Raw genomic sequence first — 14415 nt, 5'->3', positions numbered from 1 at the left:
AGGGCCGACGGCCAGGTAGGAACCAGGTGGAGCGGGTCGAACCGGGGTGGAGCCAGGTCGAGCCAGGTCGGAACCAGTGGAACCGGGTCGGAGCCAGTGGAACCGGGTCGCGCCGGGTCGGTCCGTGTCGATGCCAGATCCAAGCCGGGTCAGAACACGTTCCCCGCCATCGGGGGACGGGTCGCGGCCTGCGGCACGAAAGACGCCGGGGTCCCGCGATGCGTTCCGAGGCAGCTCCAACTGCCCCTGCCTGTCATCGATTACGTACCCAGCACACGGGCAATGACGCGCTTTCAAACGACGCCAGTCGACCGCAAAAGGTGCACACCGGGGGCAATTTTCGGCCAACTTCCCGCGTACTTCAACCCTCTCGCCCAACCTCACGGACACCACAAGTCCCGTGGGGACAATGCTGGACATCGCTCCTCTAGTGCGTGTACATGTGGATGCATCGAGCGGCGCAGAATGACATGGGGGTTTGCGATGCTATGGCCTCAAACGCACCGGTCGGAAAGCCGACCGGCATGAGCGCCCCACACATGCCGAAAGTGGCCGGAATCGATTCCACGGTTCCCCTCGCCCCGCACACTACGGCGCCCCTTCCCGGGGTTCCGTCGGCAGCGACTCCCGCCGACGCGGCCCTGCCGCCCGGCGCGCTGATCCAGGACCGGCTGGCCGGCTGGGTCTCCGACCTCACGACCCTCCACGAACTCACCGAGCGCCTCATCAGGACCGCGTCCCTCGACGCGGCCCTGCCCGAGGTGCTGAACGCGGGCGCCGCGCTCGTCGGGGCCCGCCGCGGCATGGCCATCCTCGAACCCGCCGACGGCCTCGGCCCCGCCGTCACCATCGGCCTCGGGCTCGCCCACGCCGAGCTCGGCACCATCGAGACCGTCCCGCGCAGCGGCACCAGCTACGGCCGCCTCCTCGACGGCCTCCCCGATCCCGCCGACCCGGCCCGCGTCCCCGATCCGATCGCCATCCCCGACGTCCGTACCGAGGAGGGCCTCGACCCGCGCCACCGCGAGGTCGCCGCCCGCCTCGGCTACGCCGCCAGCTACGCCCTCCCCCTCGCCACCGAGGACGCGGGCCGGCTCGGTGCGGCCGTCTGGCTCTACGACGAGCCGGCCGAGCCCTCCGACCGCCAGCGCCACCTCATCGGGCTCTACGGCCGCTTCGCCACCGAGCACCTCGCCCGCCTCCTCCAGGTCGAGCGGGCCCGCGCCCAGGTCGCCACCGTCGCCGAGGAGCTGCTCCCCAGCCGCCTCCCCCGCGTCCCCGGCGTCCAGCTCGCCGCCCGCCACCGCACCGGCCCCCGGGGCGGCGGCGACTGGTACGACGCGCTGCCGCTGCCGGAGGGGGCCCTCGGGCTCGCCGTCGGCTCCGTCTCCGGAACCGGGCCCAGCGCGCTGGCCGCCATGGGCCGGCTGCGCGCCTCCCTCCGGGCGTACGCGGTGATGGAGGGCGAGGACCCCGTCGCCGTCCTCTCCGACCTGGAGCTCCTGCTCCGGCTCACCGAGCCCGCGCGCTCGGCGACCGCGCTCTTCGCGTACGCCGAGCCCGCGCAGCGCCGGATCGTCCTGGCCGGGGCCGGCCACGCGCCGCCGCTGATCATCGGCGAGCACCGCACCGAGTTCGTCGAGACCTCGCTCTCGGCTCCGCTCGGGATGCTCTCCTGCTGGGAGGCGCCGAGCGTCGAGCTGTCCCCCGCCCCGGGAGAAACGGTGCTTCTCTACACGGACGGGCTGCTCCGCCGTACCGGCGACGCCATGGACCGGGCCTTCGCGCGGCTCCACGCGGCCGCTTCGAGCGTGCCGAAGGCGGACCGGGGTGACCCGGGCGCGATCGCCGACCACGTCCTGCGGACCCTGCTGCCCGAGGGGCTCGACACGGTCGACGACGAGGAGGACGTGGTCCTGCTCGCGGCCCGGTTCGAGTGAGCGGCGCGGGGACACGTAAGCAGGACACGTCAGCGGGACACGTAAGCGGGACACGTACGCACGAGCGGTCCTCGACCCCGCGTGTGGCCGACCCCTGCGCGTGAGCGGAACGTGACGCTCCGGTACTAGGCCTTCCGACCCTGTATCCCCCTCTTTGCGACCGTACGATGGTGAAGGTTCAGTGTCGTACCAAGAGGAGGCAGACCCGTGGCCGAGGAGCTCACGCCGGAGACCCCGGAAACCGAGTCGAACCTGGCTGCTGACGCAGCGGGCGAAGACCAGGCGATCGAGCAGCGGAAGAACGGCCTGTACCCGGGCGTGTCCGACGAGCTCGCCGAGAACATGAAGTCCGGCTGGGCCGACACCGAGCTGCATGACCTGGCGCCCATCGCGCAGGCCGACAAGACCGCCGCGCGCCGCGCCGCGCTGTCCGCCCGCTTCCCGGGCGAGCGCCTGGTGATCCCCGCCGGGAACCTGAAGACCCGGTCGAACGACACCGAGTACAGCTTCCGCGCCTCCACCGAGTACGCGTACCTCACCGGCGACCAGACGCAGGACGGCGTCCTCGTCCTGGAGCCGACGAAGAGCGGACACGAGGCGACGATCTACCTGCTGCCGCGCTCCGACCGCGAGAACGGCGAGTTCTGGCTCGACGGCCAGGGCGAGCTGTGGGTCGGCCGCCGCCACTCCCTCACCGAGGCCGAGCAGCTCCTCGGCGTCCCCGCGAAGGACGTCCGCAAGCTGGCCGCCCATCTCAAGGGCGCCACCGGCCCGGTCCGCGCCGTCCGCGGCCACGACGCCGGCATCGAGGCCGCGCTGACCGACAAGGTCACCGCCGAGCGCGACGAGGAACTCCGCGTCCGCCTCTCCGAGGCCCGTCTCGTCAAGGACGACTTCGAGATCGCCGAGCTCAAGAAGGCGTGCGACGCCACCGCCCGCGGCTTCGAGGACGTCGTCAAGGTCCTCGACAAGGCCGAGGCGACCAGCGAGCGCTACATCGAGGGCACGTTCTTCCTGCGCGCCCGCGTCGAGGGCAACGACATCGGCTACGGCTCCATCTGCGCCGCCGGCCCGCACGCCACCACCCTGCACTGGGTGCGCAACGACGGCGACGTCCGCTCCGGCGAGCTGCTGCTGCTCGACGCCGGCGTGGAGACCACCGAGCTCTACACCGCGGACATCACCCGCACCCTGCCGATCAACGGCCGGTACACCGAGCTCCAGCGCAAGATCTACGACGCCGTGTACGAGGCGCAGGAGGCCGGCATCGCCGCGGTGAAGCCCGGCGCCGCCTACCGCGACTTCCACGACGCCGCCCAGCGCGTCCTCGCCGAGAAGCTCGTCGAGTGGGGCCTCGTCGAGGGCCCGGTCGAGCGTGTCCTCGAGCTCGGCCTGCAGCGCCGCTGGACCCTGCACGGCACCGGTCACATGCTCGGCATGGACGTCCACGACTGCGCCGCCGCGCGCACCGAGGCGTACGTCGACACGACCCTCGAGCCGGGCATGTGCCTGACCGTCGAGCCCGGTCTGTACTTCCAGGCCGACGACCTGACCGTGCCGGAGGAGTACCGCGGCATCGGCGTCCGGATCGAGGACGACATCCTCGTCACCGAGGACGGCAACGTGAACCTCTCGGACGCGCTGCCGCGCACCTCCGCCGAGGTCGAGGCCTGGATGGCCGGCCTGAAGGGCTGACCACCGCGCCCGCGCGTACGTTGGAAGTGAAGGGCCCCCGCCGACCGACCGGCGGGGGCCCTTCACCGTGTCCGTACCCGCGTGGAGGGCTCAGGCCATCAGCAGGGACGGGCCGTCCTTCCACTTCAGGATCTTGTCGAAGCTGACGACCGCGCCGCCCCGGCCCGACCGGTTGCCGAACTGGACGTGGTCGGCGAGCTCCTCGATCAGGCGCAGCCCCCGGCCGTGCTCGGCGTCGTCCGAGGGGGCCATCGGCGCCGACGCCGTCTCGGCACCGGGGAGCGCGGCGGCCACGCCGGGGAAGCCGGGACCCGAGTCCGCGACCTCGATACGGCAGGTCTCGCCGTCCAGGTACGCCGTCACCCGGTACGCCGCCCTGCCCGTCCCGCCGACCTCGCCGCCACCGCCGTGCTCGACCGCGTTCGCACAGGCCTCGGTCAGCGCGATCGACAGCTCGTAGGACACGTCGGGATCGACGCCCGCCGTCTCCATCGTTCCCAGCAGCAGCCGGCGGGCCAGCGGCACGCTCGCAGCCTCGCGCCGCAGATGCAGTGACCACCAGATGCTCATGCTCCAGCCTCCCGGCAGCGGCTCGACATACCGATACCTATTGCCGGACGGAACCCTTCGTAAGCCCCCGAAGGCGACAAGAGCGCTCGTTCGGCGGATGCACCGCGCCGGTAGGCCGGTGTATGTCACCCCGAAGACGCCCAAGAACCCCAAGAACGACCTTACGGACCTGCCTCATGGCGCGGGTGCCCCTGGTGCGATGATGGGCCCGCCATGACTGCCCCCGCGCTCGCTCCACGGCTGCTGAGGGCCGCGGTGTTCACCGCGGTCTGCGTCGTGCTGTCCGCGCTGGGACACGCCCTCGCCGCCTGTGCGGGGATCGCCCTGTGGACCCTCCTCACCGGTTTCCTCGGCGTCTTCGGGATCACCGTGCTCTTCACCGGACGCGAGCGTTCCCTCGGCTTCGTCGTCGGCGCCCTCGCCGGCGGGCAGCTCGGTCTGCACACCCTCTTCAGCCTGGGACAGCGCCCTCTCGCGCTGAGCCCCGAGGCCGACGACGCCCTCGTGCGGATGGCCGCCAAGCTGATCTGCGGAGCGGGCACCGGGGCCATCAGCGCCGCCGACGCCGCCAGGATCGTCCGCGACGCGGGCCTCGACCCCGCCACCGCCCACGCCCACCTGGGCCACGCGACGGCGACGGCACCGGCCGGCGGGCTGCTGCCCGGCCTGCCCATGCTCCTCGGTCACCTGCTCGCCGCCCTCGCCGCGGGCTGGCTGCTGCGCCGCGGCGACCTGGCCCTCGTCCGGCTCGTCCAGCTCTCCGAGCAGGGCGCGACGGAGCTCGCCGAGTGCACCCTCGTGCGCGCGCTGCGGGTCGCGTTCCGCCTCGTACGGAGCCTGCTCGCCGGGCTGTCCGCGGCCCCGCACGCGAGAGCGCGGCGGCCCGCCCGTACGGCCTTCGACTCCTCGCCGCCGCCGGTGGCCGAGGCGCTCAGGGACACGGTGATCAGGCGCGGCCCACCGGCCGCCGACTGCGTCCTCGCAGCCTGACGCGGACCGCTCACCAGGAGCGGGCCGCGCACGTCCGCACGCCTGTGCGGGGCAACCGCCCCCCGGCGCGCCGGATCCCGCCGTCCTTCTCCGAGCCGGAGTGTCCTCTGCCATGAACGTTTCCCGTCGCACCTCCTCGCGCGCCGCCGCCACCCGTGTCGCCCTCGCCGGCGGCATCGCCCTCTCCTCCGTCGTGCTGCTGTCCGGCACGGCCTTCGCGCACGTCAGCGTGCAGCCGGAGGGCGAGGCCGCCAAGGGCGGCTACGCGACCGTCAACATCAAGGTCCCGAACGAGCGCGACAACGCCTCCACCGTGAAGCTGGAGGTCAACTTCCCGCTCGACCACCCGCTGGCCTCCGTCATGCCGCAGCCCGTCCCCGGCTGGAAGGCCGAGGTGACGAAGAGCAAGCTCAGCAAGCCGCTGGAGCTGCACGGCAAGAAGATCAACGAGGCCGTCTCCAAGGTCACCTGGACCGCCGACGGCTCGAAGATCGGCCCCGGCCAGTTCCAGCAGTTCCCGCTCTCCCTCGGCCAGCTGCCCGAGGACGTGGACCAGCTCGTGCTCAAGGCCATCCAGACGTACGACAACAAGGAGGTCGTGCGCTGGATCGAGGAGCCCAAGGACGGCGCGGACGAGCCGCAGAACCCGGCGCCCGTCCTGAAGCTCTCCGCCGCGTCCGGTGACCACCACGGCGGCGGCGCGGCTCCCTCGGCCTCCGCCTCGGCCGGTCCGGATGCGAAGGCCGGACACGACGGCAAGACCGGGCACGACGACAAGACCGGCGCCCACGAGGAGAAGACGGTCACCGCCTCCTCGTCCTCCACCGACACCACGGCCCGGATCCTCGGCGTCGTCGGCATCCTCGTCGGCATCGCCGGCGTCGCCTTCGGCGTCCTCGCCGGCCGCCGCCGCTCGGCCTGACGGCCGCACCCTCACCCGAGAACCGGAAAGAAGCACCATGTCCGAAGAGAAGACGTCCGGGGCGGGTACGGCCCGTCCCGGGCGGCGCACGCCCCTGATCATCGCGGCCGTCGCGATCGTCGCCGCGCTCGGCATCACCGCGGCCGTCGGCCTCGGCGGCAACGACGACAAGACCACCGGCGCGGGCTCCGGCTCGCTCGCCGAGGTCTCCGGAGGCAGCGACTCCACCAAGGCCGCCACCGTCCTCGACCGGCCGTTCACCAAGCCCTCGCTCGTCCTCACCGACACCCAGGGCAAGACGTACGACCTGCGCGAACGCACCAAGGGCAAGCCGACCCTCGTGTACTTCGGCTACACGCACTGCCCCGACGTCTGCCCCATGACGATGAGCAACATCGCCATCGCCAAGAAGCAGCTCCCCAAGGCCGACCAGGACAAGCTCCAGGTCGTCTTCGTCACCACCGACCCCGAGCGGGACACCCCCGCCGAGCTCGGCAAGTGGCTGCCCGCCGCCGGCGACCCCTCCTTCACCGGTCTCACCGGCGACTTCACCACCATCCAGCTGGGCGCCCGCTCGATGGGCATCGGCATCGACCCGCCGAAGAAGGAGAAGAACGGCTCGGTCGTCTCCATGCACGGCGCTCAGGTGATCGCCTTCTCGCCCACCACCGACCAGGGCTACGTCCTGTACGGCGAGGACACCACCATCGAGGAGTACGCCGCCGACCTGCCGAAGCTCATCAAGGGGGAGAACCCGTGAACCGCCGCACCACCGCCCTGACCGCCGCCGTGGCGCTCGCCGCCTCGCTCGTGCTGACCGGGTGTTCGTCCGACAGTGACAAGCCCGAGCTGAAGGTCAGCGGCGCGTTCATGCCCCAGCCGGTGATGGACATGGCCGGCGGATTCCTGACGATCACCAACGACGGCGGCACGGCGGACAAGCTCACCTCCGTCACCAGCCCGATCTCGGACGACGTCACGATCCACGAGACGAAGAACCAGAAGATGCAGCAGGTGGAGTCCTTCGACATCCCCGCGAACGGGGAGCTGAAGCTCGCACGTGGTGGCAACCACATCATGTTCATGGAGCTGAAGAAGAAGCCCAAGCAGGGCGAGAAGGTCAGCATCGAGCTCCACTTCGAGAAGTCCGACCCCATCACGGTCGACGTTCCCGTCGAGGCCGCCGGCCACAACCCGCAGCAGCACTGAGCTCGTTGACGGAGTGACACAGAGATGACAACCACCGCCCCGCGCCTCGGTACCGCCGTGGCACGGCTGCTGATCCTCGCGGCCGCGCTGCTCGGCACGCTGCTCGCCGGCGCCGCGCCCGCCTCCGCGCACGCGGCGCTCACCGGAAGCGACCCGAAGGACGGGGCGGTGGTCGCCACCGCTCCCCGGGAGGTCAACCTGACCTTCTCCGAGCAGGTCGCCATGGGCGCCGACTCGATCCGGGTCCTCGACCCGGCCGGCCGGCGGGCCGACACCGGCGAGATACGCGACCTGTGCAGCGCTTCCGTCGTCCGGTACGGAGTCGGGCTCCGCGCCGGGCTCCCGGACGGCACGTACACCGTGGCCTGGCAGACCGTCTCCGCCGACAGCCACCCGATCGCCGGCGCCTTCACCTTCTCCATCGGCGCCCCCTCCGCCACCTCCGTCGCCCTGCCCGAGCAGAACGCCGGGGGCGGGCTCGTCGGCGTCCTCTACGGCATCGCGCGCTACCTCTCGTACGCCGCCTTCGCCGTTCTCGTCGGCGGCGGCGCCTTCGTCCTGGCCTGCTGGCCTCGCGGTGCGCTCGTCCGCCCCGTCCAGCGGACCGTGGTCCGCGGCTGGCTGACCCTCACGGTCGCCACGCTGGTCATGCTCCTGCTGCGCAACCCGTACACCGGCTCCGGCGAGCTCTCCGACGCCTTCGACCTGGCGGGCCTGAAGTCCGTCCTGGAGACGAAGACCGGGGCCGCGCTCACCTCCCGGCTGCTGCTGCTCGGCGCCGCCGCGCTCTTCGTCGCCGTCCTCTTCGGCGCCTACGCCCGGCGGACGGACCCGAAGGAGAAGAAGGACCTCGCCTTCGGACTCGGCCTCGGCGGCACCGTCGTCGCCGCCGGGATCGCCGGCACCTGGGCACTGGCGGAGCATGCCTCGACCGGCATCCAGCCCGGCATCGCCATGCCCGTCGACATCCTGCACCTGCTGGCCGTCGCCGCCTGGCTCGGCGGCCTCACGGTGCTGCTCGTCGCCCTCTACCGAGCGCCCTCCGTCGAACGCTCTGCCGTCGAGCGCTTCTCGAAGGTCGCCTTCGGCTCCGTCGTCGTCCTCGCGGCCACCGGGCTCTACCAGTCCTGGCGCCAGGTCGGCTCCTGGTCCGCGCTGACCGGCACCCGCTACGGGCAGCTGCTGCTCGTCAAGATCGGCCTGATGGCCGTGCTCCTCGGCATCGCCTGGGTCTCGCGCCGCTGGATCCGACGCCTCGCCGACCCGGCTCCCGTCGAGGAGACGGAAGGGACGGAAGAGATGGGGGAGCTCGCGGAGGAGGTGGAGCCCGCGGAGGCGGGGGAGCCCGCGGAGGCCGGGGCCCTCGTGGGCGCCGAGCCCGCGCTCGGCCCCGACGTCGGCTCCGCGCTCGACACCGACCCCGACGTGACCCCCGGCGTCGACCCCGCGCGCGCCGCCCAGCTCGCCCGGCAGCGGGCCGCCGTCGCCACCGCCCGGCGCAAGCGGGAGCGTGACGCCGACCCCGAGCGGGCCGGGCTGCGCCGGTCGGTGCTGACCGAGGCCGCCGTCGCCGTCGTCCTCCTCGCCGTGACCACCGTCCTCACCTCCACCGAGCCCGGTCGCACCGAGGAGGAGGCCGGCCGGACCGGCTCCGCCGCCGGCTCGGCCGCCGTGCCCGACCGTCCCGTCGACATCCGGCTGCCCTTCGACACCGGCGGCGTCGACGGCAAGGGCGTCGTCCGGCTGAGCCTCGACCCCGGCCGCACCGGCGCCAACGCGCTCCACCTCTTCGTCGAGCGCCCCAACGGCAAACCGCTGGACGTCCCCGAGGTCAAGGTCGCCTTCACCCTGGAGGCCAAGGACGTCGGCCCGCTGCCCGTCGCCCCCGACCGCATCCAGACCGGACACTGGAGCGCGAGCGGCGTCCAGATCCCGATGCCCGGGGAGTGGACGATCCAGGTGACCGTCCGCACCTCCGACATCGACCAGACCACCATCGACAAGAACGTGAAGATCGGCTGACCCTCGTGACCGACATCGACACCAACGAACCCAGCGAACCCCGCGGCACCGTGGCCGTCTCCCGGCGGCGCCTCCTCGGCACCGTGGGCGCGGCGGGCGCGGCCGGACTCGTCATCGGCGCGGCCGGCGGCGCCGGGATCTCCGGGGCGGTCTCGGGCGACGGCGGCACCACCGGCGCCGGTGCGGGCGGCTCGCAGGCACTGACCTCCGTCGGCGCGACCGAGGTGATGTTTCACGGGAAACATCAAGCCGGCATCACCACCCCCCTCCAGTCCCGGGGTCATCTGATCGCCTTCGACCTCGCTCCGGGTGCCGGGCGCAAGGAGGCCGCCGCCCTGCTGCGCCGCTGGTCGGCGACGGCGAAGGTACTGATGGCGGGGAAGGCCCCGGCCGAGGACACCGGGATCGCGCTCGACGCCGGACCGTCCTCCCTCACGGTCACCTTCGGTTTCGGCCGGACCTTCTTCGACCGCACGGGACTGGCAGCGCGCCGCCCCGCCGCACTCGACCCGCTGCCCGCCTTCTCCTCCGACGCCCTCGACCCCCGGCGCTCCGAGGGCGATCTGTGGGTGCAGATCGGTGCCGACGACGCCCTCGTCGCCTTCCACGCGCTGCGGGCCGTCCAGAAGGACGCGGGCGACGCGGCCCGGGTCCGCTGGCAGATGAACGGCTTCAACCGCTCGGCCGGTGCCACCTCCGAGCCGATGACCGCGCGCAACCTGATGGGCCAGGTCGACGGCACGGGCAACCCGAAGCCCACGGAACCCGACTTCGACCGGCGGATCTTCGTCCCGGCCGGGGCCACCGGCGCCGGGGAGTGGATGGCCGGCGGTTCGTACGCGGTGGTGCGGCGGATCCGGATGCTGCTCGACGACTGGGAGAAGCTGCCGCTGGACCGGCAGGAGAAGGTGATCGGCCGCCGGAAGTCCGACGGCGCCCCGCTCACGGGCGGTGGCGAGACGACCGAGCTCGACCTGAACAAGATCGGGCCGGACGGGACGACGGTGATCCCGGACAACGCCCACTCACGGATCTCCGCCCCCGAACAGAACGGCGGGGCCGCGATGCTGCGCAGGCCCTTCTCCTTCCACGACGGGATCGGTACGGACGGGACGCCGGACGCGGGGCTCCTCTTCGTCTGCTGGCAGGCCGATCCGCTCCGGGGCTTCGTCCCGGTGCAGCGCAAGCTCGACCGGGGCGACGCGCTGTCCACGTTCATCCGCCACGAGTCGAGCGGCCTCTTCGCGGTCCCCGGCGGCCCGGCCGAGGGCGAGTACGTGGGCCAGCGGCTCCTGGAGGCATGAGCCTGTCCGCACGAGCCCCCGGCGCGGCCGGAGACCATTAGGGTGACGGTATGTCCGCCACCCGGTACACGTATCTCGGCCCCGAGGGCACCTTCACGGAGGCCGCGCTGCGCACGCTGCCCGAGGCCGCGACCCGGGAGCTCGTCCCGATGGTCTCGGTCCCGGCCGCGCTCGACGCCGTACGGAACGGGGAGGCCGCCGCCGCGCTCGTACCGATCGAGAACTCGGTCGAGGGCGGGGTGACGGCGACGCTGGACGAGCTGGCCTCCGGCGAGCCGCTGATGATCTACCGCGAGGTGCTGCTGCCGATCGCCTTCGCGCTGCTCGTCCGGCCCGGGACCAAGCTCTCCGAGATCAAGACGGTCACGGGCCACCCGGTCGCCCAACCGCAGGTCAGGAACTGGCTGCGGGCGCATCTGCCCGACGCGGTGTGGGAGTCGGCCGCGTCCAACGCGGACGGGGCGCGGCTGGTCCAGGAGGGCCGGTTCGACGCCGCCTTCGCGGGCGAGTTCGCGGCGGTGACGTACGGCCTGGAGCCGCTGGTCACCGAGATCCACGACGCGGAGAACGCCGAGACCCGGTTCGTGCTCGTGGGTCGGCCGGCCCGTCCGGCGGCTCCGACCGGCGCGGACAAGACCTCGGTGGTGCTGTGGCTGGGTGACGATCATCCGGGTGCCCTCCTCGAACTGCTTCAGGAGTTCGCGGTGCGCGGGGTGAACCTGATGCTGATCCAGTCCCGTCCCACGGGAGCGGGGATCGGGAACTACTGCTTCGCCGTGGACGCCGAGGGCCATATCTCGGACCGCCGGGTGGGCGAGGCGCTGATGGGACTCAAGCGGATCTGCCCCAACGTGCGCTTCCTCGGCTCGTACCCGAGGGCGGGCGTCGCGGTCGAGGACGTGCGGGCGCTGCGGCGCGGGACTTCGGACGGGGAGTTCACGGCGGCCTCCGACTGGCTGGCGAGGGTCCAGGACGGTCGGGCCTGACCCGATACCGACCGACCGCTCTCCCTTAGCGGAGCGGTCGTCCACAGGTACGAATAACAGTCCTACCTGCATACTTTTCAGTTACCCACAGAGGTTATCCACAGGGATTCCCCTCGACCTGGGGACAAGTCGACAACGCATTCCGACATGGTCGACAAATCGCTCCGGTCGCCCCTGATCCGTCCACAACACCCCGCCGACGGCCTCGTCACCGCGATTCCCGCGATCAACCCTTTAGGGCGAGTCATTCCCACCCGAATGAGTGGACAATTGATGTTTGATCACGGAATTGCCAGGTTCAGGGTGCTGAATCCCTGCGATCCCTCCGTAGTCCACAGAACTTCCACACAGCCTGTGGATAACTGAATGCAGTGACCCCCTCGCCCTCTTTCTCCGGACGGCAATTCGGGCGAAACAACACGCGCGACGTTATCCGGTGGGGGCGCGCAAGCGGGCACCGGTAGCCTGGTGGGGTGATTGACCTTCGCCTGCTCCGTGAGGACCCCGACCGTGTTCGCGCCTCCCAGCGCGCCCGTGGAGAGGACGTCGCGCTCGTCGACGCCCTGCTCTCCGCCGATGAGCGGCGCAGGTCGTCCGGCGTCCGCTTCGACGAGCTCCGATCCGAGCAGAAGGCGCTCGGCAAGCTGATCCCCAGGGCCACGCCCGAGGAGCGCGCCGAGCTCCTGCAGAAGGCCGAGCAGCTCAAGACCGACGTCAAGGCCGCCGAGGCCGAGCAGAACGAGGCCGACGAGACGGCCAAGCAGCTCCTGCTCCAGCTCGGGAACATCGTCCACACGGACGTCCCGGTCGGCGGCGAGGAGGACTTCGTCGTCCTGGAGACGCACGGCACCATCCGTGACTTCGCGGCCGAGGGCTTCGAGCCCAAGGACCACCTGGAACTGGGCGAGGCGCTCGGTGCCATCGACGTCGAGCGGGGCGCCAAGGTCTCCGGCTCGCGCTTCTACTACCTGACCGGCGTGGGCGCCCTCCTGGAGCTCGCCCTCGTCAACGCGGCGATCGCCCAGGCCACCGAGGCCGGCTTCATCCCGATGCTGACCCCGGCGCTGGTCCGCCCGCGCGCCATGGAGGGCACCGGCTTCCTCGGCCAGGCCGCGGAGAACGTGTACCACCTGGAGAACGACGACCTCTACCTGGTCGGCACGTCCGAGGTCCCGCTCGCGGCGTACCACATGGACGAGATCATCGACGCCGACAAGCTGCCCCTGCGGTACGCGGGCTTCTCGCCCTGCTTCCGCCGCGAGGCCGGCACGTACGGCAAGGACACCCGCGGCATCTTCCGCGTCCACCAGTTCGACAAGGTCGAGATGTTCTCGTACGTCGCGCCCGAGGACGCGGAGAACGAGCACAAGCGGCTCCTGGACTGGGAGAAGCAGTGGCTGACCGCCCTGGAGCTGCCGTTCCAGGTCATCGACGTCGCCACCGGTGACCTCGGCTCCTCCGCCTCCCGCAAGTTCGACTGCGAGGCGTGGATCCCGACCCAGGGCAAGTACCGCGAGCTCACCTCCGCCTCGAACTGCAACAGCTTCCAGGCCCGCCGGCTCTCCGTCCGCATGCGCGACGAGCAGGGCGGCAAGAAGACGGTGCAGCCGCTGGCCACCCTGAACGGCACGCTGTGCGCCGTACCGCGCACGATCGTGGCGATCCTGGAGAACCACCAGCTGCCCGACGGTTCGGTGCGGGTGCCCGAGATCCTGCGGCCGTACCTGGGCGGGCGCGAGGTCCTGGAGCCGATCGCCAAGTGAGCCCCTTCCCCTACCGCCTGGTGGCGACGGACCTCGACGGCACGCTGCTGCGCGCCGACGAGTCCGTCTCCGCCCGCACGCGGGACGCGCTCGCCGCCGTGACCGAGGCGGGCGCCGCGCACATCGTCGTCACCGGCCGGGCGGTGCCCTGGACCCGGCACATCCTCGACGACCTCGGCTACGAGGGGATCGCGGTGTGCGGGCAGGGCGCGCAGGTCTACCACGCCGGTGAGCACCGGCTGCTGACCTCGCTCACCCTGGACCGGCAGCTCGCGGGGCTCGCCCTCTCCAAGATCGAGGCGGAGGTCGGCCCGCTCGCGCTGGCCGCCAGCCGCGACGGCCTGGAGGGCGAGGTCCTGATGGGCCCCGGCTACCGGGCCCAGGAGGGTCCCCTGCCGTACGTGCCGTACGAGGACCCGGCGGAGCTGTGGGCGGCCCCGCTGACCAAGCTCTACCTCCAGCACCCGACGCTGAGCGACGACGAGTTGACGCGGATCGCCCGTGAGACGGTCGGCGGGCTCGTGGACGTCGTCATGGCGGGTCCGGGGATCGTGGAGATCCTGCCGCTCGGCCTGAGCAAGGCGACGGGCCTGTCCCTGGCCGCGCGCCGGCTGGGCGTGAAGGCCGCGGAGACGATCGCCTTCGGCGACATGCCGAACGACATCCCGATGTTCGCCTGGGCCGCGCACGGTGTGGCGATGGGCAACGCGCACGAGGAACTGCGGTCGGTGGCGAACGAGGTGACCTCGTCGAACGAGGACGACGGCATCGCTGTCGTACTGGAGCGCCTGCTGTCGGCCTGAGCCGGCCGGCCTCCGGAAGCGTCCGAGGCGATGGCTGAGGCAGCGTACGGCGCGACGGACTGAGGCAACGTACGAGGCGATGTACTGAGGCAACGCGCGAAGGCCCGCTCCCCCGAAAGGGAGCGGGCCTTCGTCGTTCACGGCCTCGCGCGGACAAGGTCCGCGCGCTCGAAGCGGCCGTTTCGGGAGATCCCCCGTTTCTCCCGCACAA

At 71.8% G+C, this 14415-nt stretch carries 12 protein-coding genes; 11 read left to right on the top strand and 1 reads right to left on the bottom strand.

All coding sequences use genetic code 11. The features are described from left to right. The first annotated feature begins 548 nt into the window (after positions 1 to 548). Together OG580_RS18340 and OG580_RS18335 are read left to right on the top strand one after the other, a co-directional pair. The gene (locus OG580_RS18340) at positions 549 to 1940 is read left to right on the top strand and encodes a PP2C family protein-serine/threonine phosphatase (RefSeq protein WP_267044759.1); all 1392 of its coding nucleotides are present in this window, start codon (positions 549 to 551) and stop codon (positions 1938 to 1940) included. 207 nt (positions 1941 to 2147) lie between these two features. Next, on the top strand, positions 2148 to 3635 hold the full coding sequence (locus OG580_RS18335; RefSeq protein WP_267044758.1) for an aminopeptidase P family protein: 1488 nt from the start codon (positions 2148 to 2150) through the stop codon (positions 3633 to 3635). A gap of 90 nt (positions 3636 to 3725) precedes the next feature. Here the strand turns inward: OG580_RS18335 and OG580_RS18330 are convergent, their stop codons facing one another. Next, positions 3726 to 4205 carry an ATP-binding protein gene (locus OG580_RS18330; protein WP_267044757.1) on the bottom strand — a complete coding sequence of 160 codons (480 nt, stop codon included), beginning with the start codon at positions 4203 to 4205 and terminating at the stop codon, positions 3726 to 3728. A gap of 213 nt (positions 4206 to 4418) precedes the next feature. Here OG580_RS18330 and OG580_RS18325 point away from each other — a divergent pair, with 213 nt between their 5' ends. From OG580_RS18325 to OG580_RS18285, 9 genes are all read left to right on the top strand, one after another. After that, positions 4419 to 5195, top strand: a complete 777-nt coding sequence (locus OG580_RS18325; protein WP_267044756.1) for a hypothetical protein — start codon at positions 4419 to 4421, stop codon at positions 5193 to 5195. 112 nt (positions 5196 to 5307) lie between these two features. After that, positions 5308 to 6117 carry a YcnI family protein gene (locus OG580_RS18320; RefSeq protein ID WP_267044755.1) on the top strand — a complete coding sequence of 270 codons (810 nt, stop codon included), beginning with the start codon at positions 5308 to 5310 and terminating at the stop codon, positions 6115 to 6117. 37 nt (positions 6118 to 6154) lie between these two features. Further along, complete coding sequence (locus tag OG580_RS18315) at positions 6155 to 6877, top strand: SCO family protein (protein ID WP_267044754.1); 723 nt, start codon at positions 6155 to 6157, stop codon at positions 6875 to 6877. Continuing rightward, complete coding sequence (locus OG580_RS18310) at positions 6874 to 7326, top strand: copper chaperone PCu(A)C (protein ID WP_267044753.1); 453 nt, start codon at positions 6874 to 6876, stop codon at positions 7324 to 7326. Before OG580_RS18315 ends, OG580_RS18310 begins: the two co-directional genes overlap by 4 nt. 24 nt (positions 7327 to 7350) lie before the next feature. Next, a complete protein-coding gene (locus OG580_RS18305; RefSeq protein WP_267044752.1) occupies positions 7351 to 9348 on the top strand; it encodes a copper resistance protein CopC in 1998 nt (665 codons plus the stop codon). A 5-nt stretch (positions 9349 to 9353) separates the two neighbouring features. After that, positions 9354 to 10652, top strand: coding sequence for an iron uptake transporter deferrochelatase/peroxidase subunit (gene efeB / locus OG580_RS18300; protein ID WP_267044751.1), 1299 nt, complete (start codon positions 9354 to 9356; stop codon positions 10650 to 10652). 50 nt (positions 10653 to 10702) lie between these two features. Then, on the top strand, positions 10703 to 11638 hold the full coding sequence (gene pheA, locus OG580_RS18295; RefSeq protein ID WP_267044750.1) for a prephenate dehydratase: 936 nt from the start codon (positions 10703 to 10705) through the stop codon (positions 11636 to 11638). A gap of 473 nt (positions 11639 to 12111) precedes the next feature. Further along, positions 12112 to 13401 (top strand): serine--tRNA ligase, encoded by a 1290-nt coding sequence (serS, locus tag OG580_RS18290; RefSeq protein WP_267044749.1) that lies wholly within the window; start codon positions 12112 to 12114, stop codon positions 13399 to 13401. After that, positions 13398 to 14204: an HAD family hydrolase gene (locus tag OG580_RS18285; RefSeq protein WP_267044748.1), complete on the top strand. Its 807-nt coding sequence runs from the start codon at positions 13398 to 13400 to the stop codon at positions 14202 to 14204. Before serS ends, OG580_RS18285 begins: the two co-directional genes overlap by 4 nt. Positions 14205 to 14415 lie beyond the last annotated feature (211 nt).

This window comes from Streptomyces sp. NBC_00094, from assembly GCF_026343125.1.
Taxonomy (GTDB): Bacteria; Actinomycetota; Actinomycetes; order Streptomycetales; family Streptomycetaceae; genus Streptomyces.
This window is presented reverse-complemented; position numbering and strand designations above follow the sequence as displayed.

Coding starts and splice junctions, on each gene's coding strand:
- OG580_RS18320 (WP_267044755.1), top strand. CDS start 5,308: ATGAACGTTTCCCGTCGCACCTCCTCGCGCGCCGCCGCCACCCGTGTC.
- pheA (WP_267044750.1), top strand. CDS start 10,703: ATGTCCGCCACCCGGTACACGTATCTCGGCCCCGAGGGCACCTTCACG.
- OG580_RS18330 (WP_267044757.1), bottom strand. CDS start 4,205: ATGAGCATCTGGTGGTCACTGCATCTGCGGCGCGAGGCTGCGAGCGTG.
- OG580_RS18315 (WP_267044754.1), top strand. CDS start 6,155: ATGTCCGAAGAGAAGACGTCCGGGGCGGGTACGGCCCGTCCCGGGCGG.
- OG580_RS18325 (WP_267044756.1), top strand. CDS start 4,419: ATGACTGCCCCCGCGCTCGCTCCACGGCTGCTGAGGGCCGCGGTGTTC.
- OG580_RS18305 (WP_267044752.1), top strand. CDS start 7,351: ATGACAACCACCGCCCCGCGCCTCGGTACCGCCGTGGCACGGCTGCTG.